Origin of the sequence: Amycolatopsis sp. NPDC049252 (genome assembly GCF_043197175.1) — a bacterium.
In the GTDB taxonomy this organism is placed as follows: Bacteria; Actinomycetota; Actinomycetes; order Mycobacteriales; family Pseudonocardiaceae; genus Amycolatopsis.
This window is the reverse complement of record NZ_JBICSQ010000032.1, coordinates 40,581-64,548: the sequence shown is the minus strand read 5'-3', so window position 1 is coordinate 64,548 and position 23,968 is coordinate 40,581. Positions and strand designations below refer to the sequence as shown.

Here is a 23,968-nt window from a genome sequence, read left to right as displayed (position 1 = left end):
CGCGGTCGCCGTTCGTATGGGCAGTGACAGACCCCGATGCGGAAGGCAATCCGATGCGCGCGATCAGCGTCACCATGAACGTCACCCTCGACGGCGTCGTCCAGGGCCTCGGCCGGCCCGACGAGGACACCCGCGGCGGCTTCACCCACGGCGGCTGGGGCGGCCGCTACCAGGACGAGGTCCTCGCCGAGGAGATGAGCCGGGGCATGGCCAAGCCCGGCGACATGCTGTTCGGCCGCCGCACCTGGGAGGACTTCATCGGGGCGTGGGCCGGGCAGACCGACGGCAACCCGTTCACCACGCACCTGAACGCGGCCACCAAGTACGTCGCCTCGACCACTTTGGACGACGCCGGCAAGTGGCAGAACTCCGTGCTGCTGCAAGGTGAAGCGACCAAGACGGTGGCCGAGCTGAAGGCCACGCCCGGCAATGACCTCTCGATCATCGGGAGCGCCGCGCTCGTGCGAGCCCTGCACGCCGCCGGGCTGATCGACCGCTACACGCTGGTGGTCCACCCGCTGACGCTCGGCCGCGGCGCGCGCCTGTTCGACGCCGACGCGCCACTCACCGAGTTCGACCTCACCCGAAGCGTCGCGACCACCAAGGGTGTGCTGATCACGTACTACGAGCGGCGAGCGGAAGCCTGACCGTGAAGGTCGTGCGGCCGGGCACGGACTCGACCGAGACCGTGCCGCCGTGCGCCGTCACCAGGGACTGCACCACCGACAGCCCGAGCCCGGTGCCGCCGCCCGAGCGGGTGCGGGAGTCGTCGACGCGGAAGAACCGGTCGAAGATCCGCTCCTGGTCGGCCGGCGCGATTCCGGGCCCGGCGTCGGTGACCCGGGCGACGGCCTCGGCGCCCTCGACCGCCACCGCGACGTGCACCGCGGTCCCCGGCGGGGTGTGCACCGCGGCGTTGGCCAGCAGGTTGTCGAGCACCTGCCGCAGCCGCAGCGGATCGGCGTCCACCAGGGCCGGGTCCAGGGAGGTCGTCAGCGGGTGGTCGGGCCGGCCGGCGGTGAACGCGTCCGCCGCGTCGCCGGCCAGCTCGGCCAGGTCCGTCCGTTCCGGACGCAACGGCGTCTCGGCCGCTCGCGCGTCGAGGCGGGCCAGCAGCAGGAGGTCGTCGACGAGCACGGTCATCCGCGCCGTCTCCTCCCGGATCTTGCTCAGGTGCGCCTCGCGTTCCGCGGGCTCGTTCGCGGCCGCGTAGCGGAAGAGGTCGGCGTAACCCCGGATCGACGTCAGCGGCGTGCGCAGTTCGTGGGACGCGTCGGCGACGAACCGGCGCAGCCGCTCGTTCGCCTCGGTCTTGGCCGCCAGGGACGTGTCGATGTGCGCCAGCATCACGTTGAACGCCGTCCGCAGCTCCTCGACCTCGACGCCGCCGCCGCTGCCCGACGCGCGCGCCGGCAGGGCGGGGTTCGCGGTGAGGTCGTGGGAGGCGATGTCGTGCGCGGTGCCCGCCATGTCGGCCAGCGGGCGCAGGCCGCGGCGCAGCACCAGCCGCCCGACGACCACCAGCACCGCCAGCGCGAACGCGAACGCGCCCACCTCGACCCAGACCAGCTGCTGGACCGTCCCGTTCAGATCCCCCTGCGGCGCGGCGCTCAGCAGCACCGAATCGGTGTCGACCGGGCAGGCGCGGACCCGGTACGGCCCGTCGTCGTGCAGGTAGATGTCGCGGGTGACGTCACCGCCCGCGGCGTCGGCGGCGATCTTCGCGAGCTGCTGGGCGTCGCCGGGCAGCATGCCGCCCGGCTCGGGCGTCGCGACGCCGTCGCGCACCGAGTACAGCGCCGAATACCAGGAGTACACCGACTGCGGCGAGCCGTGCGTCTCGCGCAGCTTCGGCAGCTGGGTGTTCTGGCTCTTGGACAGCTGCTCGTCGAGGCGCCGGTCGAGGTAGCCGTGCATGATCCCGACCGTGGTGACGCCGACCGCGGCGAACACGACCAGGGCGAGCGCGCCGAGGCCGAGCGTGATGCGGGTGCCGAGCCGGGTGCGCTGCCAGGCCTCGTACCACCGGCGGGCCGCGCGGCTCACCGGGTGACCTGGCGCACGACGTACCCGACGCCGCGCACGGTGTGGATCAGCGGTTCGCCCGAGCCCGCGTCGATCTTGCGCCGCAGGTGCGAGATGACCAGTTCGACCACATTGGACCGGCCGCCGAAGTCGTACTCCCAGACGTGGTCGAGGATCTGCGCCTTCGTCAGCACCGACGGCGAGCGGCGCATCAGGTAGCGCAGCAGCTCGTACTCGGTCGGTGTCAGCTCGGCGGGAGCCTGGTCGCCGCGGCGGACCTCGCGGGTGTCCTCGTCCAGCGTCAGGTCCCCGACGCGCAGCACGGCCCCGCGCGCGGCGGCCGGGAGCGCGGCACCGGTGGTGCGGCGCAGCACCGCTCGCAGCCGTGCCATCAGCTCCTCGACGGAAAACGGTTTCACCAGGTAGTCGTCACCCCCGCGGGTGAGCCCGGCGATCCGGTCCGACGTCGCGTCCTTGGCCGTGAGGAACACCACGGGCACCGCGCTGCCGTTCGCGCGCAGCCGGTCCAGCACGGTGAAGCCGTCGAGGTCGGGCAGCATCAGGTCCAGCACCACGATGTCCGGCGCGAACGCCGCCGCCTCGCTCAGCGCGGCCCGGCCGGAGCCGGCCGTGACCGCCTGCCAGCCCTCGTACCGGGCGACGGTGGCGACGAGGTCGGCGATGTGCGGCTCGTCGTCGACGACGAGCAGGCGCACGGGTTCGGAGGGCTGCACCACCCCATCTTCTCCCGGCGCGCGAGCGGGCGGCGACCGGTGGCGCGGGCCGACAGCAACCCGACAGCCGGCACCCAGACTCGCCACAGGCTCGGTGGCGAGGCTGGCCTTCGTGAACCGAACCCGAGGGGGATCCGTGTGACCAGCATGACGCAGACCGCCGAGGCCACGCGCCCGGCGATCCGCCCCCGGATCGCCGCGAAATCCGGCCTTTTCCTCATCCTGGGCGCCAACGTGGCCGCCGCGACGGTCCTGTTCGCGCAGGCCGGGCTCTCGCCCAACGTGCTGATCAGCATCGGCAGGCTGGCCGGGCTGTACGGCGCGCTCACGATGGCGTTCCAGCTGCTGCTGGTGGCCCGGCTGCCCTGGCTGGACCGTCGGATCGGCATGGACCGGCTCACGACGTGGCACCGCTGGACCGGCTTCACGATCCTGTGGACGCTGCTCGCGCACCTGGTCTTCATCGTCTTCGGGTACGCCGAGGTCGAGAGCCACGGCGTCGTCGACGAGCTGGTGGACATGGCGAACGAGCTGGAGGGCATCCTGCGCGCGCTGGTCGCGTTCGCGGTGATCCTCGTCGTCGGGGCGGTGTCCGCGAAGTTCGCGCGGCGGCGGCTGGCCTACGAGACGTGGCACTTCATCCACCTCTACACCTACGCGGCGGTCTTCCTGGCCTTCACCCACCAGATCGCGCTCGGCACGTCGTTCGCCGGCTCGCCGATGGCGAAGGGCTACTGGTGGTCGCTCTGGCTCAGCGCCGGCGCCGCCGTCCTCGCCGGGCGTGTGCTGCTGCCGCTGTGGCGGAACCTGCGCCACCGGCTGCGTGTCACCGCCGTGGTTTCCGAGTCCCCGGACGTGGTTTCGGTCTACATGACCGGCAAGCACCTCGACCGGATGCCGGCCCGCGCCGGCCAGTTCTTCCTGTGGCGGTTCCTCACCAAGGACCGCTGGTACCAGGCCAACCCCTTCTCGCTGTCGGCCGCGCCCGACGGCCGCACACTGCGCCTGACGGCGAAGGCGCTCGGCGACTCCAGCGCGTCGCTGCGCAGCCTCCGCATCGGGACGCGCGTGTTCGCCGAAGGCCCCTACGGCGCGTTCACCACGATCCACCAGCAGCGCCCCAACGCGCTGCTCGTGGCGGGCGGCGTCGGGATCACGCCGATCCGCGCGCTGCTGGAGGACATCGAAGGCCACGTCGTCGTGCTGTACCGGGTGCGCACCCAGACCGACGCGGTGCTGCTGCCCGAGCTGAACGAGCTGGCCAAGGCCCGCGGCGCGATGGTGAGTGTCCTCACCGGACCCGACCAGGCGGTCGGCCCGCGCGGCACGATGCTCGGCCCGGCGAACCTGCACATGATGGTGCCGGACGTGCACGAGCGGGACGTGTTCGTCTGCGGCCCGCCCGGGATGACGTCGGCCGTGCTGCGCAGCCTGCGAGAGCTGCGTGTGCCCAAGGCCCAGGTCCACGCCGAACGCTTCAGCCTCGCGGCCTAGGGAGACACGTCGTCATGAAGAGAACCATCTTCGTCGTCGCGCTGTCGATCGCGGGGTTCATCGCGGTCTGGCGGTTCGAACCCGGGCCGCCGGTGCAGAACGCCGCCGCCCAGGCGCCGCCCGCCGTCGTCGCACCGTCCACATCGGTCCCCAAGCCGACATCGACAGCACCGTCGGCACCGTCCACTTCGGCCGGTGGCCCGACCGGGGGCACGTCGACCTCCCCCACGACGTCGGCACCACCGCCGTCCACTCCGGACAGTGCGAACGCGACGGTCACCACCCAGGGCACGCCGGAGTGGAGCACCTACGGGACCGTGCAGGTCCAGGTGACCTTCACCGGTTCCCGGATGGCCGCGATCACCCTGCTGCAGGCCCCGGACGGCGGCCGTGCGCTCACTGCCCTGCCGAAGCTGCAGGAAGAGGCGATCAAGGCGCAGAGCGCGAAGATCGACACGGTGACCGGCGCGACCGAGACGAGCGAGTCGTACAAGACGTCGCTGCAGGCCGCCATCGACGCCCGGGGCAACCGATGACGACCCGGGTGGAACAGGTGATGGGCCTGCCGATCTCCCTCGACCTGCGGGACGAGGGGGACTTCGCCGAGGTCGTCGACGACGTCTTCGCCTGGTTCCGCGACGTCGACGCCCGGTTCAGCCCCTTCAAGGAGGACAGCGAGGTCAGCCGGTACGACCGCGGCGAGCTGCCGGCCGGGGAGCTGAGCGACGACCTGATCGAGGTGCTGGAGCTCTGCGCGTACTACGAGCAGCTCTCCGGCGGCGCGTTCCGCGCGCGGCTGCCCGGCCGCGGCCTCGACCCGTGCGCGGTGGTGAAGGGCTGGGCGGTGCAGCGCGCCGCGGACATGCTCAAGGCCGAGGGCGCGACGACGTTCTGCCTCAACGCGGGCGGCGACGTCGTCACCGCCGGCGAGCCGGAACCCGGGCGGGCCTGGCGGGTCGGCGTCCGCCACCCCGAGCAGCCCCTCGCGGTGTGCGCGGTGCTGGAGTCGCGCAACGGCGCCATCGCGACGTCGGCGGCCTACGAACGCGGCTCGCACATCCTCGACGGCCGCGACGGCACCCCGGCGACCGGCCTGATGAGCGTCACCATCGTGGCCGGCGACCTGGTCACCGCGGACGCGCTGGCCACCGCGGCGTTCGCCATGGGCGCCGAAGGCATCACGTGGGCGGCGGACCGGCCGGGCTGCGAGATCCTCATCGTCGACGACAGCCGCCGCATGCACCGGACCGCGGGACTCCTGCTGGCTTCGTGACGGCGTCCGCCAAAACCGGTCGCCCCGCCCCGGCCGCTCGGCCAGACTCGGGTCATGCCTTCCGCCGTGCTGAACGTGTCCGTCGACTGCGCCGACCCGTACACCCTCTGCCAGTTCTGGAGCCAGGTCACCGGGAAACCGATCCCGGACGAGGACCGGCCGGGTGACGACGAGGTCGGCTTCGAGCTGACCGACGGCACCACGTTGCTGTTCCTGAAGGTCCCCGAGCCGAAGACGGTGAAGAACCGCCTCCACCTGTGCCTGCAGCCGGACGTGCCGCGCGACGAAGAGGTCGCGCGCCTCATCGGGCTGGGCGCCACGCTCGTCGACGACCGGCGCAACGACGACGGCACCGGCTGGGCCGTGCTCGCCGACCCCGAGGGCAACGAGTTCTGCGTGCTGCGCAGCAAGGCCGAACGCGAGGCGACGTCGTGACGGACTCGTTCACCGTCAACAAAGCCACCTGGGACGAGCGCGCGCCGCTGCACGCGGCGTCGCCGGACTACAACTTCGCCGGCTTCGCCGCGGATCCGGCGTACCTCAGCCACGTGGTGCGGTTCGACCGGCCGCGTTTGGGCGACATCGCCGGGCTGCGCGCGGTGCACCTGCAGTGCCACCTCGGCACGGACACGGTGTCGCTGGCCCGGCTGGGCGCGCGGATGTCCGGGCTCGACTTCTCCGGCGTGGCGCTGGCCGAGGCCCGGCGGCTGGCGACGGCGGCGGGCGCGGACATCGACTACCACGAGGCCGACGTCCACGACGCCGTCTCCGTGCTGGGCGCGGAGCGCTTCGACCTGGTCTACACCGGGATCGGCGCGTTGTGCTGGCTGCCGTCGGTGGCGCGCTGGGCCGAGGTCGTGGCCGGTCTGCTGCGGCCGGGCGGCCGGCTGTTCATCCGCGAAGGGCACCCGATGCTGGCCGGCCTGGACGAAACCCAGGACCCGGCGGTGCCGCGCTACCCGTACTTCGAGCACGCCGAGCCGCTGGTGTTCGACGAGCCGGGCACCTACGTCCGGGTCGACGGCGAACTGACGTCCACGGTGACGCACGAATGGGCCCATTCCCTGGGCGAGGTCGTCACCGCGCTGCTGGACAACGGGCTGACGCTGACCGGGCTCACCGAGCACGACAGCGTGCCGTGGAACGCCATCCCGGGCCAGATGGTGCACGACGAGACCGTCGACGAGTGGCGGCTGAAGGACACGCCGGAGCGGCTCGCGGCGAGCTACACCCTGCAGGCGGTCAAATGACCCTGATCGCGGTCGCCACCCTGGGCGGCACCATCTCGATGGCCCCTGCGAGCGGCTCCGGCGGCGCGGTGCCGCGGTTCGGCGCCGCGGAGCTGCTCGCCGGTCTCGGCGACCTGCCGTTCGAGGTGCGGGCCGAGACGCTGGCGGGCATCGGCAGCGCGTCGATGGACTTCGCGACGCTGCTGCGCTGCCGCGACTGGGGCCTGGCCCAGGAAGCCGACGGTTTTGTGGTCGTCCAGGGCACCGACACCCTCGAGGAGACGGCGTACTTCCTGGACCTGTGCTGGCCGTCGGAGATCCCGGTGGTCGTCACCGGCGCGATGCGCAACGCGGGCCTGCTCAGCCCGGACGGCCCGGCGAACCTGCGCAACGCCCTGACGATCGCGGCCGATCCGCGCGGTCGCGGGCGGGGCGCGATGGTGACGTTGAACGACGACGTCCACGCGGCGCGCTGGGTGCGGAAGGCGCATTCGAGCCACCTGGACGCGTTTTCGTCGGCGCCCGCGGGCCCGCTCGGCATGGTCGTCGAGCAGGCGGTGCACTGGTTCCACCCGTCACCGCCGCGGCCGCCGGTGCTCTCCGGCGACGACTTCGGCGGGCTGGTGCCGGTGGTCGAGTCCGGTCTGGACGACTCGGGCGCGGTGCTGGAGCTGGTCGCCGCGGATCCGCGCGTGCGCGGGATCGTGCTGGCCGCGACGGGCGTGGGGCACGTCTCCGGCGGCACGGCCGACGTCGTCGAGCGCCTGGTCGCGCGGCTGCCGGTGGTGGTCGCGTCCCGGACGGGCGCGGGCCCGACCCTGCGCTCGACGTACGGCTTCCGCGGTTCGGAGTCGAGCCTGATCGCGCTGGGCGCGACGATGGCGGGCTGGCTGGACGCCCGCAAGTCCCGCATCCTGCTGCACACGCTGCTGGCAACCGGCGCCGACCGCACCCGCATCGAACGCGAATTCCGCCTGCGCGGCGACCTGGACTGACCCCCGGCCAAGTGCCGTGAAGGCCACCTTGCGGGACGCTGAGTCCCTCAAGGTGGCCTTCACGGCAGGTCGCGGATCGGGCCGCCGAGCGGGTCCAGGTGGTACGGGCGCATCGCGCGGGCCGCGTCGCGGTAGACGTGGATCGAGATCGCCGGGTCCGGGCCCTCGTTGCGGACCTCGTGCACGTAGCCCGGGCCGAACACCCGCGACTGCCCGGCCTCCAGCGGGTGCAGCTCGGTGATCGCGCGGCCGTCCGGGGCGCGGCGGGCCACCACCTCGGTCAGGTGCCCGCTGACCACGGTGAACGCACCGCTGGCGAACGCGTGGTCGTGCAGGTCGGTGCGCTGGCCCGGCAGCCAGCTCATCAGCCAGACCTCCTGCTGCTCGTCCTTCGAGACGAGCGTCGCGAAACGCTCGTCCGGGTCGTAGCGCAGCAGGTGGCGCCACTGGTCACGGTCGGCGGCGACCTCCAGCGCGACGCGCACGGGGTGGCGCAGCGCGGGGTTCTCGGGACGCAGCAGGGTGTTGTCCGGGACGGCGAACATGAGGGTCCTCACGGGAGAAAAGGGGTGTCGAGCTGGGCCGGGGCGGGGTTCACCGACAACAGCGACACGCGCACACGACGGCGCGGAGGTCGTGACGACCCCGCGGCTCGGTCATGGTGTGCGCGAACATGACGCACAATCTCCCAGCCGCCCGGCGACCGGTCAAGCGGCTCCCAGCATCCGGGCGGTACGGCCTTCGGTTCAGGACCACTCGTGTTTTTGCGAGCGTCCCAGCAGTTCCGCGCCGGCCTGGCGCGGGTCGACACCTTCGTGGCAGACGCGGTGCATCGCGTCCGTGATCGGCATGTCGACACCGACGCTGTGGGCCAGCGCCCGGATCGACGAGCACGACATGACGCCCTCGGCGACCTGGCCGCCGGCAGCGGCCTGGGCCTGCTCCAGCGTGTCGCCGCGGCCGAGGTGCTCCCCGAACGTCCGGTTGCGCGACAGCGGCGACGAGCACGTCGCGACCAGGTCGCCGACCCCGGCGAGCCCGGCGAACGTCAGCGGGTCCGCACCCAGTTTCGCGCCGAGCCGGGCCATCTCGGCCAGGCCGCGGGTGATCAGCGTCGCCATGGTGTTCGTGCCGAGGCCGAGGCCCGCGGCCATCCCGGTGCTGAGTGCGATGACGTTCTTGCACGCCCCGCCCAGCTCGCAGCCGACGACGTCGGTGTTGGTGTACGGCCGGAAGTAGGAGTTGGCGCTGGCGCGCTGGATCGCGACCGCGCGCTCGTGGTCGGCGCAGGCGAGCACGGACGCGGCCGGCTGCCCCGCGGCGATCTCCTTGGAGAGGTTCGGCCCGGTGACGACGACGACCTCGCCGGCCGGGATCTCGACGATCTCGGCGATCACCTCGCTCATCCGCTTGAGCGTGCCGAGTTCGACGCCCTTGGCGAGGCTGACGAGGACCGTGTCGGCGGGCAGCAGGGTGCGCCACTCCGAGAGGTTCGCGCGCAGGCTCTGGCTGGGCACGGCCAGCACCACGGCCTCGGCGCCGTCGAGGGCCTCGGCCGGGTCGGTGGTCGCGGTGATGCGGTCCGGCAGGTCGATGCCGGGCAGGTACGCGGAGTTGGCGTGCCGCTCGCGGATGTCCGCGGCGACCTGCTCGCGGCGCGCCCACATGGTGACGTCGCGCCCGGCGTCGCCGAGGACCTTCGCGAAGGCGGTGCCCCACGAACCGGCCCCGAGGACGGTGACCCGCTGGACGTCGGCGCGCATCAGACCGGGTCCCCCGGCTTCGCCGAAGGCGGTTCTTCGTGCCGGATCTCGCCGAGCAGCCGGGTCACGTCGTCCATCATCACCTTCGTGACCTCGCGCAGTTTCGACGCGCTGCGCGTGTTGCCGTCGCGGTAGGCGGACAGGTCGAGCGGGTCGCCGACGGAGTGCGTGACGGTCTTGCGCGGGAAGGGCGTGAACTTCTTCGTGTAGCCGTCGAAGATCTGGCTGGTGCCCCAGCGCGCGATCGGGATGACGGGGACGTCGTTCTGCAGCGCGAGCCGGGCGGCGCCGGTGAAGGACTCCTTCGGCCAGCCGGCCGGGTCCTTGGTGATGGTGCCCTCGGGGTAGATGACGACGAGCTTCCCCTGCTGCAGGGCATCGTGCGCGGCCTTGAGGCTGTCTCCGGCCGCGGCCGACCCGCGCGAGACGGGGATCTGCCCGGCACCGACGAAGATCTTCCCGAAGATCGGCGTCCGGGTCAGCGACTCCTTGCCGAGGAAGCGCGGAACGCGCTTTTGCCGGTGCACGAAGACGGCGTCGACCACGGGGTCGAGGTGCGAGATGTGGTTCATCACCAGCAGCGCGGGCCCCTGCCGGGGAACCTTCTCGTTCCCGACGTACACCCGCCGCCCGATGGCGGTCAGCGGGTAGAACAGTACGGCGGCGAGTCCCACCCAGAAGCCGCCCTTTTCACGCCGGGCCACAGTCTTCCTCCTCCACGAGCTCACGTCCGCCCTTGATCCTGCCGCGCCGGGGTCCGGGCGGTCCAGGGAGGGTGGCTCAGGGAGCGCGAGCCCAGGTGGAACGGCTCATCGAGCGGGGCTCGGGTCGCGCCGGGCGCGGCTCGGGGTCGTGAGTGTTCAGAAGGGTTGGAACACTGCTAAACACTCACGTCCACCCACGCCGCACCTGCCGCGCTCCTCGCACCGGCACCAGGCCGCAACTCGCCCCGCGGCAGCCGAACGCTCGGCAAATCCCCAGCACCAGGCCCAATTCCGCGCGCCGCCCGCCGCCAGACAGAACCCACCCTCCCTGGGGGCCACCCCGTCTCAACGGTATCGGCCGCACCCGCCAAAAACCCCGCCCCGGCCGCCCCCGTCCCCCGAGTTGTCCACAACACCGCGAGCCTGTGGACAACCACCCGCCCGCGCCCCGCCCGCCGCTGTTTCGGGTAAAGATGGACGGGTGGACGTGGACCTGGTCGTACCGATGAAACACCCCCGTGACGGGAAGTCGCGGCTGCGTGGCGCCGTGGAGGCGGACCGGCACCCCTCGCTGGTACTGGCGCTCGCCGCCGACACGCTCGCCGCGGTCGCCGCGACCGCCCGGGTGCGGCGGGTGCTGCTCGTCGCCGCCGAACCGGCGGCCGTCGCCGAACTCCGGGACCTCGGGATCGAGATCGTCGGCGAACACGGCGAAAAAGGGCTCAACCAAGCCTTCCGGCACGGCGCCGGGCTCCTGCGGCGAGACGACCCGGGCGGCGTGATAGGCGCCCTGCAGGCCGATCTCCCCGCCCTGCGCGCCGGTGACCTCTCCGCCGCGCTGGACGAAGCCGCGGGGCGCCGCGCCTTCGTCGCCGACCGGCAGGGCACCGGCACCACCCTGCTGCTGACCGCCCCCGGCGCGCCGCTGGACCCGCGGTTCGGGCCGGGTTCCGCGCGGGCGCACCGAGCCTCGGGAGCGGTGGCCCTAGGCGGCGAACTCCCCTCGTTGCGCAGCGACGTCGACACGCCCGAAGACCTCGCCCACGTCCGGAGCCTGGGTGTCGGGAAACACACCGCCGCCCGGCTCGGCGAGCCCTGTGCCACGCCCGGGTGAGGTGTTCATCTGACCTTCACCACGACCGGAGCAATTCCGCCTCGCTTAGTGAAGAATGGGCCGCGTGAGCACAGACGACGGCGGCACGCCCGCACCGCGGAGGCGACGGAACCCGGCGACCGGATCCGAAACGGCGAAGAAGACCACCGCGGCCAAGCCGGCCGCGGCGAAGAAGGTCCCGTCGAAGTCCACCGCGCGCGACACCGCCGCCCGTGCCACGGCCGGGAAGGCCAGAGTCCGCAAGAGCACCCCCGCCGCGGCGGCCCCTCGCCGCCGCAGCTCCGCGCACGGCAACGCGCGCGGGGCCGAGGAGTTCCGCGCCGTGCCGTCGGCGCCGCCCGCCGTCACCGCGGCGCCCAGCGCCGTGGAGACGCTGCCGGACGACCGGTACTTCAACCGTGAGCTCTCGTGGCAGGACTTCAACGCCCGCGTGCTCGCGCTGGCCGAGGACGAGTCGCAGCCGCTGCTCGAGCGCACGAAGTTCCTCGCGATCTTCGCGTCCAATCTGGACGAGTTCTACATGGTCCGCGTCGCCGGCCTGAAGCGCCGCGACGAGACCGGCCTGCTGGTGCGCAGCGCGGACGGGCTCACCCCGCGCGAGCAGCTCGACTACATCGCCAAGCGCAACCAGGACCTGGTCGAGCAGCAGACCGGCGCGTTCGAGAAGGGCCTGCGCCCGCTGCTGGCCGAGCACGACATCCGGATCGTCGGCTGGGCCGACCTCGCCGGCGCCGACCAGCTGCGCCTGTCCAGCTACTTCTCCGAGCAGATCTTCCCGGTGCTGACGCCGCTGGCCGTCGACCCGGCGCACCCGTTCCCGTACATCTCCGGCCTTTCGCTCAACCTGGCCGTCACGGTCCGCGACCCGGAAGGCGGCACCGAGCGCTTCGCCAGGGTCAAGGTGCCCAGCAACGTGCCCCGGCTGATGCGCGTCGAAAACGAGCGGACCAGCCGCACCGCGACCTTCCTGCCGCTGGAGGAGCTGATCGCGGCGCACCTGGGCGAGCTGTTCACCGGGATGGACGTCACCGAGCACCACGTCTTCCGCGTCACCCGCAACGCCGACTTCGAGGTCGACGAGGACCGCGACGAAGACCTGCTCCAGGCCCTCGAGCGCGAGCTGGCCCAGCGCCGGTTCGGGCCGCCGGTGCGCCTCGAGGTCGCGCAGGACATGAGCGAGCACATGCTCGAGCTGCTGCTGCGCGAGCTGGACGTCGACCCGGCCGACGTCGTCGAGGTCCCCGGCCTGCTCGACCTGACCTGCCTGCACCAGCTGTCCGGGGTGGACCGCAAGGAGCTGAAGGACCGGCCGTTCGTGCCGGCGACGCACCCGGCGTTCGGCGAGCGCGAGACGCCGAAGAGCGTCTTCGCGACGCTGCGCGAGGGTGACGTGCTGGTGCACCACCCGTACGACTCCTTCTCCACAAGCGTGCAGCGGTTCATCGAGCAGGCCGCGGCCGACTCGAAGGTCCTCGCGATCAAGCAGACGCTGTACCGGACTTCGGGCGACTCCCCGATCGTCGACGCGCTGATCGACGCCGCCGAGGCGGGCAAGCAGGTCGTCGCGCTGGTCGAGATCAAGGCGCGGTTCGACGAGCAGGCCAACATCACCTGGGCGCGGACGCTGGAGCGCGCGGGCGTGCACGTCGTGTACGGCCTGGTCGGGCTGAAGACGCACTGCAAGGTGTCGATGATCGTGCGCCAGGAGGGCTCGACCATCCGGCGCTACTGCCACATCGGCACCGGCAACTACAACCCGAAGACCGCGCGGCTCTACGAGGACATCGGCCTGTTCACCGCGGACCCGAGCATCGGCGCGGACGTCACCGACCTGTTCAACGTGCTCACCGGCTACTCCCGCCAGGACACCTACCGGACGATCCTCACCTCGCCGCACGGCATCCGGCGGGGCATCGTCCGCGCGATCGGCGAGGAGATCGAGCTGGCCCGGGCCGGGCAGCACGCCGGCATCCGGATCAAGTGCAACTCGCTGGTCGACGAGCAGATCATCGACGCGCTCTACCACGCGTCGCAGGCCGGCGTCCCGGTCGAGATCGTGGTGCGCGGGATCTGCACGCTGAAGCCCGGCGTCGAAGGCCTGTCGGAGAACATCCACGTCCGGTCGATCCTCGGCCGGTTCCTGGAGCACTCGCGGATCTTCAACTTCCGCGCCGGCGGCACGCACTGGATCGGCAGCGCCGACATGATGCACCGCAACCTGGACCGGCGGATCGAGGCGCTGGTGCGGGTCAAGGACCCGAAGCTGACGCGCCAGCTCGACGACATCTTCGAGTCCGCGCTGGACCCGGAGACCCGCTGCTGGGTGCTGACCGCGAGCGGCGAATGGGCGCCGTCCCCGGCCGAGGGTTCGCGTGTGCGTGATCACCAGCTCGAACTCGCCAAGCTGCACGGGGCCGCCGGATGACCCAGGAGGTACGGGCGGCCGGCGCGGTCCTGTGGCGCCTCGCCGGGAGGGCGGTCGAGGTCGCCCTGGTCCACCGCCCGCGGTACGACGACTGGTCGCTGCCCAAGGGAAAGCTCGATCCGGGCGAGACGACGGCCGAGGCCGCCGTGCGGGAGATCCGTGAGGAGACCGGTTTCCGCGCGGTGCTGGGCCGGTACCTGGCCCGGACCTCCTACGACGTGCCGGCGAAGCACGGGTCCGGCACGGTCCCGAAGACCGTCGACTACTTCAGCGCCGAAGCGGTGTCCGGCGCGTTCGAGGAGAACGACGAGGTCGACGAGCTGCGCTGGCTGGAGCCGACCGCCGCCGAGAAAACACTGACGCGGCGCGAGGACGTCCGGGTGCTGCGCGCGTTCTGCGAGCTGCCGGTCGGGCTGACGACGCTGCTGCTGGTGCGGCACGCGAAGGCGGGCAAGCGCGACGGCTGGAACGGCGACGACGACCTGCGGCCGCTTTCGGAAGCCGGGCTGCGGCAGGCGGCGGGGCTGCGGCGGGTGCTGGCGCTGTCCGCCCCGGACCGGGTGCTGTCGGCGCCGCGGCTGCGGTGCGTCCAGACGGTGGGCGGGATCGCCGAGGACATCGGCACCGAGGTGCGGCACGAGCCGCTCTTCTCCGAAGAGGGCTACTGGCCGGACCCGGTGCTGGGGATGGCGCGGCTGCTGGCGATCGCCGGTGACGGCGGGACACCCGTCGTGGCCAGCCAGGGCGGGGTGATCCCGGACCTGGTGAGCGCCCTGGCGGACCGCGACGGCGTCGAGCTGAGCGCGGCGCGCGGCGGTGTGGTGCCGAGCAAGAAGGGCTCGTTCTGGGTCCTGTCGTTCCGCCCGCCGACGGCCGAAGACGGCCCGGTCCTGGTCGCGGCGGACTACCACCCGAGTGCCCTGCCCGCCCCGGCTCCCAGCCGGCACTGAAGGAATCGGCACTGAAGGAATCGACGCCGTCGAAGACAGCGCCGTGACAGTGGATGTTGGTGTACTGGTTCCGGTCCCCCGCTGGGCCGCGCCGGGCTAGGGGTACGGCGCGTCCTTCGCCGGGGGCTCGTCTGGTGGCACCGTGGCCAGCAGGGCCTGGATCTCCGGCACCCGGGGATCTCCGAGGCGCTGGCTGACGGCCAGCGCCTCGGCCCAGTGGGTCCCGGCCTCCCGCGCCCGGCCCGTGCGGTGCTTGAGCCGCCCGAGGGTGATCTGGACGTCGATGGTGCCGTAGTCGGCGTTGAGCTCCTTCAGCTCGGCGAGGGCGTCGAGCCCCGCCTTCTCCGCTTCGTCGTGCCGGCCGGCGCCTTCGAGGGCTTCGGCGACGTTGCCCAGCGCGAGCGCCGCGTGGTAGCGGTCGCCGAGTTCGGCGAAGGCCTCGTGCGCGGCCTGGGCGGCTTCGGCGGCGTGGTCGTAGTCGTGCAGGCCGATGCGGCTCGCGCTGACGTTGAGCAGCGCGTGCGGGACGAAGGTGCGCTGGCCACGGTCGCGGGCGAGGTCGACGGCCTTGAGGGCGTAGCGCTCGGCTTCGGCGTACTCGGCGCGGACGTAGTAGGCACCGGACAGGTTGGACAGGATCGCGACGGTCAGCGCCGTGTCGTTCCCGGTTTCGGACGCCGTCCGCGCTTCTTCCAGCGCTTCGAGGGCCTTGTCGGGCTGGAGGGTGCGCAGGTAGGCCGAGCCGAGGTTGTTGGCGCTATACTGGAGACCGGTGTTGTCCCCGGCGTCGCGGGTCGCGGTGACGGCGACGCCGGCCGTCGCGATCCAGTCGTCGCGGTCGTGGCGTTCGGCGAAGAATCCGCGCAGCAGCCAGGCGAGCTTCCACGCGTGGGCGACCCACCCGCGGTCCGCGGCGAGGCCGACGAGCGCGGTCAGGGCCGGGCGTTCGGCGGTGTACCAGGCGATCGTGGCCTCGTGCTGCGCGAAGCGGACGGCCGGGACCGGCGCGGGGTCCAGCGTGATGTCGTCGGTGAGCAGGTCGGGGCGGACGAGCTTGTTGGCCTCGGCGACGCTGGCCAGGTACCAGTCGACGAGCCGTCGCAGCGCCGCCTCCCGTTCCGTCGTGGTCGTCTCGGACTCGACGAGCTCGGCGGCGTAGACGCGCAGCAGGTCGTGGAACTGGTAGCGGTCGGTGCCGGGCTGGTTGAGCAGGTGCGCGGCGGCGAGCTGGTCGGCGAGCTCACGCGCTTCGCGCAGGTCGGCGCCGGCGAGCGCGGCGGCCGAAGACAGGCTGAAGGCCAGGCCGGGGTGCAGGCCCAGCAGCCGGAAGAACCGGGCGGCGGCCGGGCGCAACGCCTTGTAGGACCAGGAGAACGCGGCGCGCAGGTCGGTACCGGCGTCCTGCGGGTCGCGCAGGGTGTCGAGCCGCAGCTTCTGGTCGCGCAGCTCCTCGACGATCCCGGCCAGCGACACCCCGGAGAAGCGCGACGCGCGTTCGCCCGCCAGGGCCAGCGCCAGCGGGAGCCGGCCGCAGAGCTGGACGAGCTCGGCGACGGCGCCGGGTTCGGCCGCGATGCGCTGCGGTCCGACGCTCCCGGCGAGCAGCGCTTCGGCGTCGCGGTCGTCGAAGGAGCGCAGCGCGATGCGGCGGGCGCCGTCGCGGGCGACCAGGCCGCGCAGCTGGTTGCGGCTGGTCACGACGACGAGGTTGCCGGCGCCGGGCAGCAGCGGGCGGACCTGGTCGGCGTCGCGGGCGTTGTCGAGCAGCATCAGCGTGCGGCTGCCGGCCAGCCTGCTGCGCAGCAGCGCGGAGCGTTCCTCCACTGTGGAAGGCCACGTCTCGGGCGGGACGCCGAGCGCGCGCAGGAAGCCGGCCAGCGCCGTCTCGGTCGTCACCGGGGTGCCCGCGGAGTGCCCGCGCAGGTCGAGGAACAGCTGGCCGCCGGGGAACCGGTCGCGCACGCGGTGCGACCAGTGCACGGCCAGCGACGTCTTGCCGACGCCGGCGGTGCCTTCGATGACGACGACGCCGGACGCGCCACCGGGCGGGAGCCGGTCCAGCTCGGCGAGCTCGGCGCCGCGGCCGGTGAAGCCGGCGACGTCGAAGGGCAGCTGCCGCGGGACTTCGGTGCGGGCGGCGGGTTCGGCGTCGGCGGCGAGCAGCTCGGCGTGCAGGCGGCGCAGGTCCTCGCCGGGTTCGACGCCGAGCTCGTCGGCCAGCAGCGCGCGCAGCCCGGCGTAGCGGGAGAGGGCCTCGGCGCGGCGCCCGGAGCGGGCCAGGACACGCACCAGCCGTTCCCACAGGGATTCCCGCAGCGGGTGCTGCGAGACGAGGTCGGTGAGCTCGGCGACGAGCCGCGCGTCCGGCACGAGCCCGCCGTCGAGGTCGATCCGCTGCTCGACGGCGAACAGGTACCGCTCGGTCAGCAGCGGTCCCCATTCGGCGGTCAGCGTGGGTGATCCGACGCCTTCGAGCGGCGTGCCGGCCCAGGCGTCGAGCGCGGTGGTGAGCAGCGCGCGCCGCGCCGCGGGCCCCGTGGTGGCCGCGGCCTGGTCCAGGGTGCGCAGGAAACGCAGGGCGTCCACCCGGGACGGGTCCACGACCAGCCGGTACCCCTCCGGTTCGGTCACGACGGTGTCCTCGCCGCAGAGCCGGCGCAGGCGCATGACGTACGTCTGCAGGCTCCCCCGGATGTGCGCGGGCGGGGCTTCGCCCCACACCCCGCGCGCGAGGGTGTCGATCGAGACCAGGCGGCCCGCGGACAGCGCGAGTGTCGCGAGCAGCGCGCGCTGACGGGAACTGGTCAGCAGGACCGGCGAACCGTCGACGAGCACCTGGAAGGAACCGAGAAGCCGGATGTCGATGGTGGTCGCCCCCAGGTTCGCCTAGCGCCGGACCCCGCCGTCCGCGGGTCCCGAGAAACGCAGCGTGGCACCACTCGGCCGGGCGCTCAAGCACCTTTGCGAAATTGGGCGGAACCGGTCCCGGCGCCGAGGAGTGACCCGGGTGGCGGTGTGCGGCTTCCTTTCGGGAAAGGACTCGTGCCCGTGAGTAACTCTTGTGCGGCAGCCGAACAATCGCTCCCGCACCCGACGCTCTTACCCCGACAGTCGGCTCGCGTACCCGAACAGTCGGCTCATGTACCCGAACAGTCGGCTCGCGTACCTGAAGGGTCGGCTCGCGTACCCGAACAGTCAGCTCGCGAGCCGACCCTCTAGGTACGTGAGACGACTCCCTGGGTACACGAGCCGACTCCCTGGGTACGCGAACCGACTCCCTGGGTACGTGAACCGACTCTGCGGGTACGCGGGTCGACCCCTTGTGTGCGGATCGCTTCTGTCCCACTGGGCCCGGACGTGCGGCAGGGCCCCGCGTGCTGCTGTGCGGGGCCCTGCCTGGGAAAACCCGGGTCAGCTCTTCTTGGCCGTGGCCGAAGTCCGCCTGGCCGGGGCCTTGGCGGCCGCGGGCTTGCGTGCGGTGGCGGTCTTCGCGGCGGTGGTCCTGGCTGCCGTCGTCCTCGTCGCGGCGGGCTTCGCAGCCGTGGGCTTGGCTGCCGTCGTCTTGGCTGCTGTGGTCTTGGCCGCTGTGGTCCTGGCCGTGGTGGTCTTGGCCGCCGTCGCCTTCGGGGCCGCCTTTGCGCGTGTGGTGGTCGTCTTCGGGGCGGCCGCGCGAGTCGTGGCGGGCTTGGCCGCGGTCCTGGTCGTGGCCGCCTTCGGGGCCGTCGTCCTGGTGGTGGCCGGCTTCGCCGTGGTGGCGCGGGTCCGCGTGGCCGTGGCGCGGGCGGCGGTGGGCTTCGCCGCGGCCGCACGGGGTGTCGTGGCCCGAGTCGCCGTGGCGCGCTTGACCGGGGCGGCCTTGGCCAGCTTCTTCGCGCCCGAAATGACGTCCTTGAAGGTGGTCCCCGCACGGAACGCCGGCACAGTGGTCTTCTTGACGCGCACCGCCTCGCCGGTGCGCGGGTTCCGGGCGGTGCGAGCCGCGCGAGCGCGCTTCTCGAACACCCCGAAGCCGGTGATGTTGACCTTCTCGCCCTTGTTGACCGTCCGGATGATGATGTCGACCAGACCGTCGACCGCCGCGGAAGCGGCCTTCTTGTCGCCCAGGCGCTCGGTCAGCGCCTCGATCAGCTGGGCTTTGTTCGCCATCCAGTCCTCCCGGAAGGAGCAACGGCCACGTCGGCCGGCTGGATGACACGGTATTACCAACGCAGCGCAAACTCCAGCCGTCCCGCCGGCTCTTTCCGTTGCCCCGAGGCGGGTTCCGCCGCGCGAAGGTGACCTTCGGATGTCCGTCGGCCGCGGCACGAAAAAGGCGGGATCCCCTGCCGGACAAGGGATCCCGCCTTTGATCCGGACTAGCCGGCGGCGATCGGCGTGGTCGTCGGCTTCCAGGACGGACGGCTCGTCTCGAAGGCGTCGATCTCACCGGCATGGCGCAACGTGAGAGCGATGTCGTCGAGTCCTTCGAGCAGCCGCCAGCGGACGTAGTCGTCGATCTGGAACGGCGCGGTGAAGTCCTTGGCCCGCACGGTCTTGGTCTCGAGGTCCACCGTGACCTCGGTGCCGGGCTCGTTCTCGAGCAGCTTCCAGAGCAGTTCGACGTCGTGCTGCTCGCACTGGGCGGCCACCAGGCCGCCCTTGCCGGAGTTGCCGCGGAAGATGTCGGCGAAGCGGGCGGAGATGACCGCCCGGAAGCCGTAGTCCATCAGCGCCCAGACGGCGTGCTCGCGAGACGAGCCGGTGCCGAAGTCGGGCCCGGCGACGAGCACGCTGCCGGTGCTGAACGGCTCCTGGTTGAGGATGAACTGCTCGTCGCCGCGCCAGGCGGCGAACAGGCCGTCCTCGAAGCCGGTCCGGGTGACCCGCTTGAGGTAGACCGCCGGGATGATCTGGTCGGTGTCCACGTTGGACCGGCGCAGGGGGACGCCGACGCCGGTGTGCTGGGTGAACGGTTCCATGGTGGGAGCTCCTCTCGGGAGGTCAGGCGGTGACGAGGTCTTCCGGGGACGAGAGCGTGCCGCGCACGGCCGTCGCGGCGGCGACCAGCGGCGAGACCAGGTGCGTCCGGCCGCCCTTGCCCTGCCGGCCCTCGAAGTTGCGGTTGGACGTCGACGCGCTGCGCTCACCCGGCTTCAGCTGGTCCGGGTTCATGCCGAGGCACATCGAGCAGCCGGCCTGGCGCCACTCGGCGCCCGCGTCGGTGAAGACCGTGTCGAGGCCCTCCTCTTCGGCGGCCTTGCGCACCCGCATCGAGCCGGGGACGACCAGCATCCGGACCGAGTCCGCGACCTTGCGCCCGCGCAGCACCTCGGCCGCGGCCCGCAGGTCCTCGATCCGGCCGTTGGTGCAGGAGCCGAGGAAGACGGTGTCGACCGAGATCTCCCGCAGCGGCGTCCCGGGCTTGAGATCCATGTAGGACAGGGCCTTCTCGGCGGCGACGCGGTCGTTCTCGTCCGGGATCTGCTCCGGGTCGGGCACCTCGGCGCCCAGCGGGAGGCCCTGGCCGGGGTTGGTGCCCCAGGTCACGAACGGCGTCAGCGCGCTCGCGTCGAGGTGCACCTCCTCGTCGAACTCGGCGCCGTCGTCGGTGCGCAGCTGCCGCCAGTTTTCGACCGCGGCGTCCCAGTCGGCCCCCTTCGGCGAGTGCGCGCGGCCCTTCAGGTACTCGAACGTCGTCTCGTCCGGGGCGATCATCCCGGCGCGGGCGCCGGCCTCGATCGACATGTTGCAGACGGTCATCCGGGCCTCCATCGACAGGGCCTCGATGGCCTTGCCGCGGTACTCGAGGATGTAGCCCTGGCCGCCGCCGGTGCCGATCTTGGCGATGACCGCGAGGATGATGTCCTTGGCCGTGACGCCGGGGCGCAGCTCGCCGTCGACGGTGATCGCCATCGTCTTGAATGGACGCAGCGGCAGCGTCTGGGTGGCCATGACGTGCTCGACCTCGGACGTGCCGATGCCGAAGGCGATCGAGCCGAACGCGCCGTGCGTGGAGGTGTGGCTGTCGCCGCAGACCACGGTCATCCCGGGCTGGGTCAGGCCGAGCTGCGGGCCGATGACGTGCACGATGCCCTGCTCGGCGTCGCCCATCGGGTGCAGCCGGACACCGAACTCCTTGCAGTTGCGGCGAAGGGTGTCGACCTGCGTGCGCGAGACCGGATCGGCGATGGGGAGCTCGATGTCCACGGTCGGGACGTTGTGGTCCTCGGTCGCGATGGTGAGGTCGGGGCGGCGCAGCGGCCGCCCGGCCAGCCGGAGGCCGTCGAAGGCCTGCGGGCTGGTCACTTCGTGCAGCAGGTGGAGGTCGATGTAGAGCAGGTCCGGTTCGGCGCCTTCCCCTCGGCGCACGAGGTGGCTTTCCCACACCTTCTCCGCGAGCGTGCGGGCCTTGCCGGTCGCGCTGGTCATCTCCGGCTCCTTCCACGGTCTGTCTGTTGTGGTGGTGGAACTCGGGCGCACACCTGCGGGACTGGTGCGAGCCGCGAAGGGAGGGGCGCAGCTCGAGTTCAGGGTTTTCCCAGATGCTGGACTTCCCAAAGTGCGGGACGCTAGTATCGGGTCGTGGGACAGCATAGCGGTATCGGAGTACTGGACAAAGCAGTGGCCGTTCTGCAGGCGGTGGCCGACGACCCCTGCGGACTGGCGGAACTGTGCACGCGGACCGGTCTGCCGCGGGCGACCGCGCACCGGCTCGCGGTCGGTCTCGAGGTGCACCGCCTGCTGCGCCGCGGTCCGGACGGGCGCTGGCGCCCGGGCACGGCACTGGCCGAGCTCGCGGGCGGCTCGACCGACCCGCTGCTCGACGCCGCCGGTGTGGTGCTGCCGAAACTGCGTGACGTCACCGGCGAAAGCGTGCAGCTGTACCGGCGTGACGGCGTTCAGCGCGTGTGCGTCGCGACCGCGGAACCGCCGTCGGGCCTGCGCGACACGGTCCCGGTGGGCTCCCGGCTGCCGATGACGGCCGGCTCGGGCGCGAAGGTGCTGGCGGCGTGGGCGGATCCGCACACGCAGCGCACGATCCTCGCGGACGCCGTCTTCGGCGAGCGCACGCTGCTGGAGGTCCGCCGCCGCGGCTGGGCCCAGAGCGTGGCCGAGCGCGAGCCCGGTGTGGCGAGCATCTCGGCGCCGGTCCGCGACTCCGCCGGCACGGTGGTGGCGGCGGTGTCGGTGTCCGGCCCGATCGAGCGCATCGGCCGCAAGCCGGGCGCCCGCTGGGCCGCGGACCTCCTCGCGGCGGCCGACGCGCTCCAAGAGCGTCTCTGACGCCCCCGGCGTCACACGGTGGCTACGCCTGGCCGGTCTCGAAGCGGGCGACCTTGCCGTCGCGGACGGTGAACTTCCAGCGGGTGCGCATCGCACCCCACGTCGAGTTCGCGTAGTTCGCGACGAACGCGCGGCCGTCGTCGTCCGCCTTCTCGACGGCGAGGTGGCCCTGGCTGGAGAAGATCTCCCGCTCGGTCCACTCGCCGAGGTCGCGCTCGGTGCCGTCGTCCGACATCGTCGCGTCCGGGGTCAGGGAGGCGTGGAACGCGGCGCGGTCACCCGCGTTCAGCGCGTCGACGAACGCGCGCACCGCCGGGTCGCCGATCTGGTCCGTCATGACCCCATCCCAGCACGCCGGGTGTGCACCGTTCGGGGGAATCTGACGACGGTGGCGTATTCGGTGACCGCGGTCACGTCTCCTTCCCGTCGGAACCATGGAGGGGGAACACCATGTCCACCACGCTGAACCGCCGGGCGCTGGCCATGCTGCGGGCCGTCGGGGCCGGGCGGGCCGAGCTGACCTGCAGTTGCGAGCCCGACCTGCGGATCGACGGCCTGCCGTGCTGCGACCAGGCGACCGCGCACGACCTCGCCCGGGCCGGGTTGATCCGGCCGGCATTGGGCCCGGCCGTCGCCGTCGGGCAGTGGGCGCCCGCGGAGCTGACCGACGGCGGCCGCCTCGCCCTGGGTGAACCGCTCGCCGCCTGAGATGCAACCCTTCGGCCGCGTCGCGCGTGTATGCGTCACAGATCGCCGCGAGGGGGGCAATCATGAAGTTCGCCGTGGGCCTGCTGGCCGCGGGCCTGACACTGACCGCGTGTTCCGGGACGACCGCGGCGCCTTCACCGGTGACGGTGACCGCGCCCGCCCCGTTCCCGGCGACCCCGACCGCGGATCCGGCCGTGGTGAGCTGGGTGGACGGGTTCTGTGCCGCGGTCAACGGCTACCGCAAGCGCACCAACGCCGAGGCCGAGCCGGGCCGGCCCGAGCCGAAGACGGTCGCGGAAGCGCAGAAGGCGCTCAGCGAAGAGCTGGGCGCCTTCGCGGCGCGAACGGGCGAAGTGGTCGACAAGCTGACGGCCCTCCCGGCGGCGCCGGTCCCGCTGGCCGAGACGGTCCGGACGTCGTTCCTCCGGAAGTTCACGACGTCCCGCGACCGCGCGGCCCGCGCCAAGACCACCCTGGACGGCGCCAAGCCGGGCGACGAGGCCTCCCAGACCCCGGCGGGCGACGCCGTCGAGAAGGCCCAGCGGGACCTCGACGGCACCTACGACCCGGTGGCCCCGCTGGCGGGGTCGCAGGACCTGCTCCTCGCCACCGCGACGGCCCCCGGCTGCAAGATGTAGCTCGGCCGCGACGCGCTCGGCTGCGGGCTCGGCGCCTGGGGCAGTCGCAGTCGCAGGTCCCCAGTCGGGTCGTGGAAGCCGGAGAGTCGAGGGTTCAGCGCGGCCGCGGGTCGGCACCTCACGACGGCGGCAGTGGATAGGCCCGGTAGGCGGGATCCAAGTCGCCGAACTCCAGGGTGTTCTCGTCCAGCGCGTTGGCCACCACGACCGCGCCGTCGTCGAAGACGAAGCGGGGCGCCACCATGCCGTGGCCCAGGTCCGCGCCCTTCCCCACCCATTCCACCAGCCCCACCGAGCGCAGCTCCCGACCCCGCAACGCGGCCAGGTCCGGGTTAGCGTCCTCGCGCCAGGCGAGGCGGAACGGCGGCTCGCCTTCGGACTCCCAGGCGCGCCGGCCGATCGGGTCCACCGTGTTCCAGGTGATCGAGAAGTCCGTGAACTTCTGGTGGCTCAGCTCGACCTGCTCGCCCGCGAAGTCGAACAGCACCGGGCAGTCCGCGAACCACCCGTCCTCGTCGAGGTCCCAGGCGAGCCACGCGTGGTCGAGCCGGCGGCTCCGCAGCGCAGCGAGCCGCGCGCCGTGGGCTGCCGTGATCATGTAGCGGCCCTCGAGCCAGTGCGGCTCGTAGCCCTCGATCCCGAAGTACGTCACC

Annotated in this window: 24 protein-coding genes; 13 read left to right on the top strand and 11 right to left on the bottom strand. The window is 72.5% G+C overall.

What is annotated here, in order from left to right:
• Positions 1 to 53: 53 nt before the first annotated feature.
• A complete protein-coding gene (locus ACGFMK_RS28180; protein ID WP_392769238.1) occupies positions 54 to 647 on the top strand; it encodes a dihydrofolate reductase family protein in 594 nt (197 codons plus the stop codon).
• Here the strand turns inward: ACGFMK_RS28180 and ACGFMK_RS28175 are convergent.
• Both ACGFMK_RS28175 and ACGFMK_RS28170 read right to left on the bottom strand, forming a co-directional pair.
• Complete coding sequence (locus ACGFMK_RS28175) at positions 616 to 2,046, bottom strand: sensor histidine kinase (RefSeq protein WP_392769235.1); 1,431 nt, start codon at positions 2,044 to 2,046, stop codon at positions 616 to 618. The genes ACGFMK_RS28180 and ACGFMK_RS28175 overlap by 32 nt on opposite strands.
• Complete coding sequence (locus tag ACGFMK_RS28170) at positions 2,043 to 2,759, bottom strand: response regulator transcription factor (protein ID WP_392769232.1); 717 nt, start codon at positions 2,757 to 2,759, stop codon at positions 2,043 to 2,045. Before ACGFMK_RS28170 ends, ACGFMK_RS28175 begins: the two co-directional genes overlap by 4 nt.
• Before the next feature lie 147 nt (positions 2,760 to 2,906).
• Between ACGFMK_RS28170 and ACGFMK_RS28165 the strand changes: the two genes are divergently transcribed.
• From ACGFMK_RS28165 to ACGFMK_RS28140, 6 genes are read left to right on the top strand one after another with little or no spacing between them, the layout of a single operon-like run.
• Complete coding sequence (locus ACGFMK_RS28165; RefSeq protein WP_392769229.1) at positions 2,907 to 4,253, top strand: ferric reductase-like transmembrane domain-containing protein; 1,347 nt, start codon at positions 2,907 to 2,909, stop codon at positions 4,251 to 4,253.
• Between the two features lie 14 nt (positions 4,254 to 4,267).
• Positions 4,268 to 4,789, top strand: a complete 522-nt coding sequence (locus ACGFMK_RS28160) for an FMN-binding protein (protein WP_392769226.1) — start codon at positions 4,268 to 4,270, stop codon at positions 4,787 to 4,789.
• A complete protein-coding gene (locus tag ACGFMK_RS28155) occupies positions 4,786 to 5,526 on the top strand; it encodes an FAD:protein FMN transferase (RefSeq protein ID WP_392769224.1) in 741 nt (246 codons plus the stop codon). Before ACGFMK_RS28160 ends, ACGFMK_RS28155 begins: the two co-directional genes overlap by 4 nt.
• A gap of 54 nt (positions 5,527 to 5,580) precedes the next feature.
• Positions 5,581 to 5,961: a VOC family protein gene (locus ACGFMK_RS28150; protein WP_392769222.1), complete on the top strand. Its 381-nt coding sequence runs from the start codon at positions 5,581 to 5,583 to the stop codon at positions 5,959 to 5,961.
• Positions 5,958 to 6,776 carry a class I SAM-dependent methyltransferase gene (locus ACGFMK_RS28145; RefSeq protein ID WP_392769219.1) on the top strand — a complete coding sequence of 273 codons (819 nt, stop codon included), beginning with the start codon at positions 5,958 to 5,960 and terminating at the stop codon, positions 6,774 to 6,776. Before ACGFMK_RS28150 ends, ACGFMK_RS28145 begins: the two co-directional genes overlap by 4 nt.
• Complete coding sequence (locus tag ACGFMK_RS28140; protein WP_392769216.1) at positions 6,773 to 7,750, top strand: asparaginase; 978 nt, start codon at positions 6,773 to 6,775, stop codon at positions 7,748 to 7,750. Before ACGFMK_RS28145 ends, ACGFMK_RS28140 begins: the two co-directional genes overlap by 4 nt.
• Before the next feature lie 59 nt (positions 7,751 to 7,809).
• Here the strand turns inward: ACGFMK_RS28140 and ACGFMK_RS28135 are convergent, their stop codons facing one another.
• The 3 genes from ACGFMK_RS28135 to ACGFMK_RS28125 all read right to left on the bottom strand — a co-directional run bounded on the left by ACGFMK_RS28135 (position 7,810) and on the right by ACGFMK_RS28125 (position 10,217).
• Complete coding sequence (locus tag ACGFMK_RS28135) at positions 7,810 to 8,295, bottom strand: cysteine dioxygenase (protein WP_392769295.1); 486 nt, start codon at positions 8,293 to 8,295, stop codon at positions 7,810 to 7,812.
• Positions 8,296 to 8,496: 201 nt separating this feature from the next.
• On the bottom strand, positions 8,497 to 9,513 hold the full coding sequence (locus ACGFMK_RS28130) for an NAD(P)H-dependent glycerol-3-phosphate dehydrogenase (protein WP_392769214.1): 1,017 nt from the start codon (positions 9,511 to 9,513) through the stop codon (positions 8,497 to 8,499).
• Positions 9,513 to 10,217, bottom strand: coding sequence for a lysophospholipid acyltransferase family protein (locus tag ACGFMK_RS28125; protein WP_392769211.1), 705 nt, complete (start codon positions 10,215 to 10,217; stop codon positions 9,513 to 9,515). Before ACGFMK_RS28125 ends, ACGFMK_RS28130 begins: the two co-directional genes overlap by 1 nt.
• Positions 10,218 to 10,698: 481 nt before the next feature.
• Here ACGFMK_RS28125 and cofC point away from each other — a divergent pair, with 481 nt between their 5' ends.
• Genes cofC through ACGFMK_RS28110 form a run of 3 tightly spaced genes read left to right on the top strand, consistent with a single transcriptional unit; the run spans position 10,699 to position 14,706 of the window.
• A complete protein-coding gene (cofC, locus tag ACGFMK_RS28120; protein WP_392769209.1) occupies positions 10,699 to 11,331 on the top strand; it encodes a 2-phospho-L-lactate guanylyltransferase in 633 nt (210 codons plus the stop codon).
• Positions 11,332 to 11,386: 55 nt separating this feature from the next.
• Positions 11,387 to 13,756: an RNA degradosome polyphosphate kinase gene (locus ACGFMK_RS28115; protein WP_392769207.1), complete on the top strand. Its 2,370-nt coding sequence runs from the start codon at positions 11,387 to 11,389 to the stop codon at positions 13,754 to 13,756.
• Positions 13,753 to 14,706 carry an NUDIX domain-containing protein gene (locus ACGFMK_RS28110; protein WP_392769204.1) on the top strand — a complete coding sequence of 318 codons (954 nt, stop codon included), beginning with the start codon at positions 13,753 to 13,755 and terminating at the stop codon, positions 14,704 to 14,706. Before ACGFMK_RS28115 ends, ACGFMK_RS28110 begins: the two co-directional genes overlap by 4 nt.
• Before the next feature lie 96 nt (positions 14,707 to 14,802).
• On the opposite strand, the gene ACGFMK_RS28105 is transcribed toward ACGFMK_RS28110, so the two are convergent.
• The 4 genes from ACGFMK_RS28105 to leuC all read right to left on the bottom strand — a co-directional run bounded on the left by ACGFMK_RS28105 (position 14,803) and on the right by leuC (position 21,114).
• Entirely contained in the window at positions 14,803 to 17,541 is a 2,739-nt protein-coding gene (locus tag ACGFMK_RS28105) for a BTAD domain-containing putative transcriptional regulator (protein WP_392769201.1), read from the bottom strand.
• A gap of 576 nt (positions 17,542 to 18,117) precedes the next feature.
• Entirely contained in the window at positions 18,118 to 18,852 is a 735-nt protein-coding gene (locus ACGFMK_RS28100) for an HU family DNA-binding protein (protein WP_392769199.1), read from the bottom strand.
• Between the two features lie 209 nt (positions 18,853 to 19,061).
• A complete protein-coding gene (gene leuD / locus ACGFMK_RS28095; RefSeq protein WP_392769196.1) occupies positions 19,062 to 19,664 on the bottom strand; it encodes a 3-isopropylmalate dehydratase small subunit in 603 nt (200 codons plus the stop codon).
• A gap of 22 nt (positions 19,665 to 19,686) precedes the next feature.
• On the bottom strand, positions 19,687 to 21,114 hold the full coding sequence (leuC, locus tag ACGFMK_RS28090; protein WP_392769193.1) for a 3-isopropylmalate dehydratase large subunit: 1,428 nt from the start codon (positions 21,112 to 21,114) through the stop codon (positions 19,687 to 19,689).
• Between the two features lie 153 nt (positions 21,115 to 21,267).
• Between leuC and ACGFMK_RS28085 the strand changes: the two genes are divergently transcribed.
• Complete coding sequence (locus ACGFMK_RS28085) at positions 21,268 to 21,969, top strand: IclR family transcriptional regulator (protein ID WP_051183801.1); 702 nt, start codon at positions 21,268 to 21,270, stop codon at positions 21,967 to 21,969.
• Between the two features lie 22 nt (positions 21,970 to 21,991).
• Here the strand turns inward: ACGFMK_RS28085 and ACGFMK_RS28080 are convergent, their stop codons facing one another.
• Positions 21,992 to 22,306 (bottom strand): nuclear transport factor 2 family protein, encoded by a 315-nt coding sequence (locus tag ACGFMK_RS28080; RefSeq protein ID WP_392769190.1) that lies wholly within the window; start codon positions 22,304 to 22,306, stop codon positions 21,992 to 21,994.
• A gap of 113 nt (positions 22,307 to 22,419) precedes the next feature.
• On the opposite strand from ACGFMK_RS28080, the gene ACGFMK_RS28075 reads away from it, so the two are divergent.
• The gene (locus tag ACGFMK_RS28075) at positions 22,420 to 22,677 is read left to right on the top strand and encodes a hypothetical protein (protein ID WP_323331844.1); all 258 of its coding nucleotides are present in this window, start codon (positions 22,420 to 22,422) and stop codon (positions 22,675 to 22,677) included.
• Positions 22,678 to 22,739: 62 nt separating this feature from the next.
• Positions 22,740 to 23,315: a hypothetical protein gene (locus tag ACGFMK_RS28070; protein ID WP_392769186.1), complete on the top strand. Its 576-nt coding sequence runs from the start codon at positions 22,740 to 22,742 to the stop codon at positions 23,313 to 23,315.
• Positions 23,316 to 23,433: 118 nt separating this feature from the next.
• Here ACGFMK_RS28070 and ACGFMK_RS28065 read toward each other — a convergent pair whose 3' ends face one another.
• The gene (locus ACGFMK_RS28065; RefSeq protein ID WP_392769183.1) at positions 23,434 to 23,967 is read right to left on the bottom strand and encodes a hypothetical protein; all 534 of its coding nucleotides are present in this window, start codon (positions 23,965 to 23,967) and stop codon (positions 23,434 to 23,436) included.
• Position 23,968 lies beyond the last annotated feature (1 nt).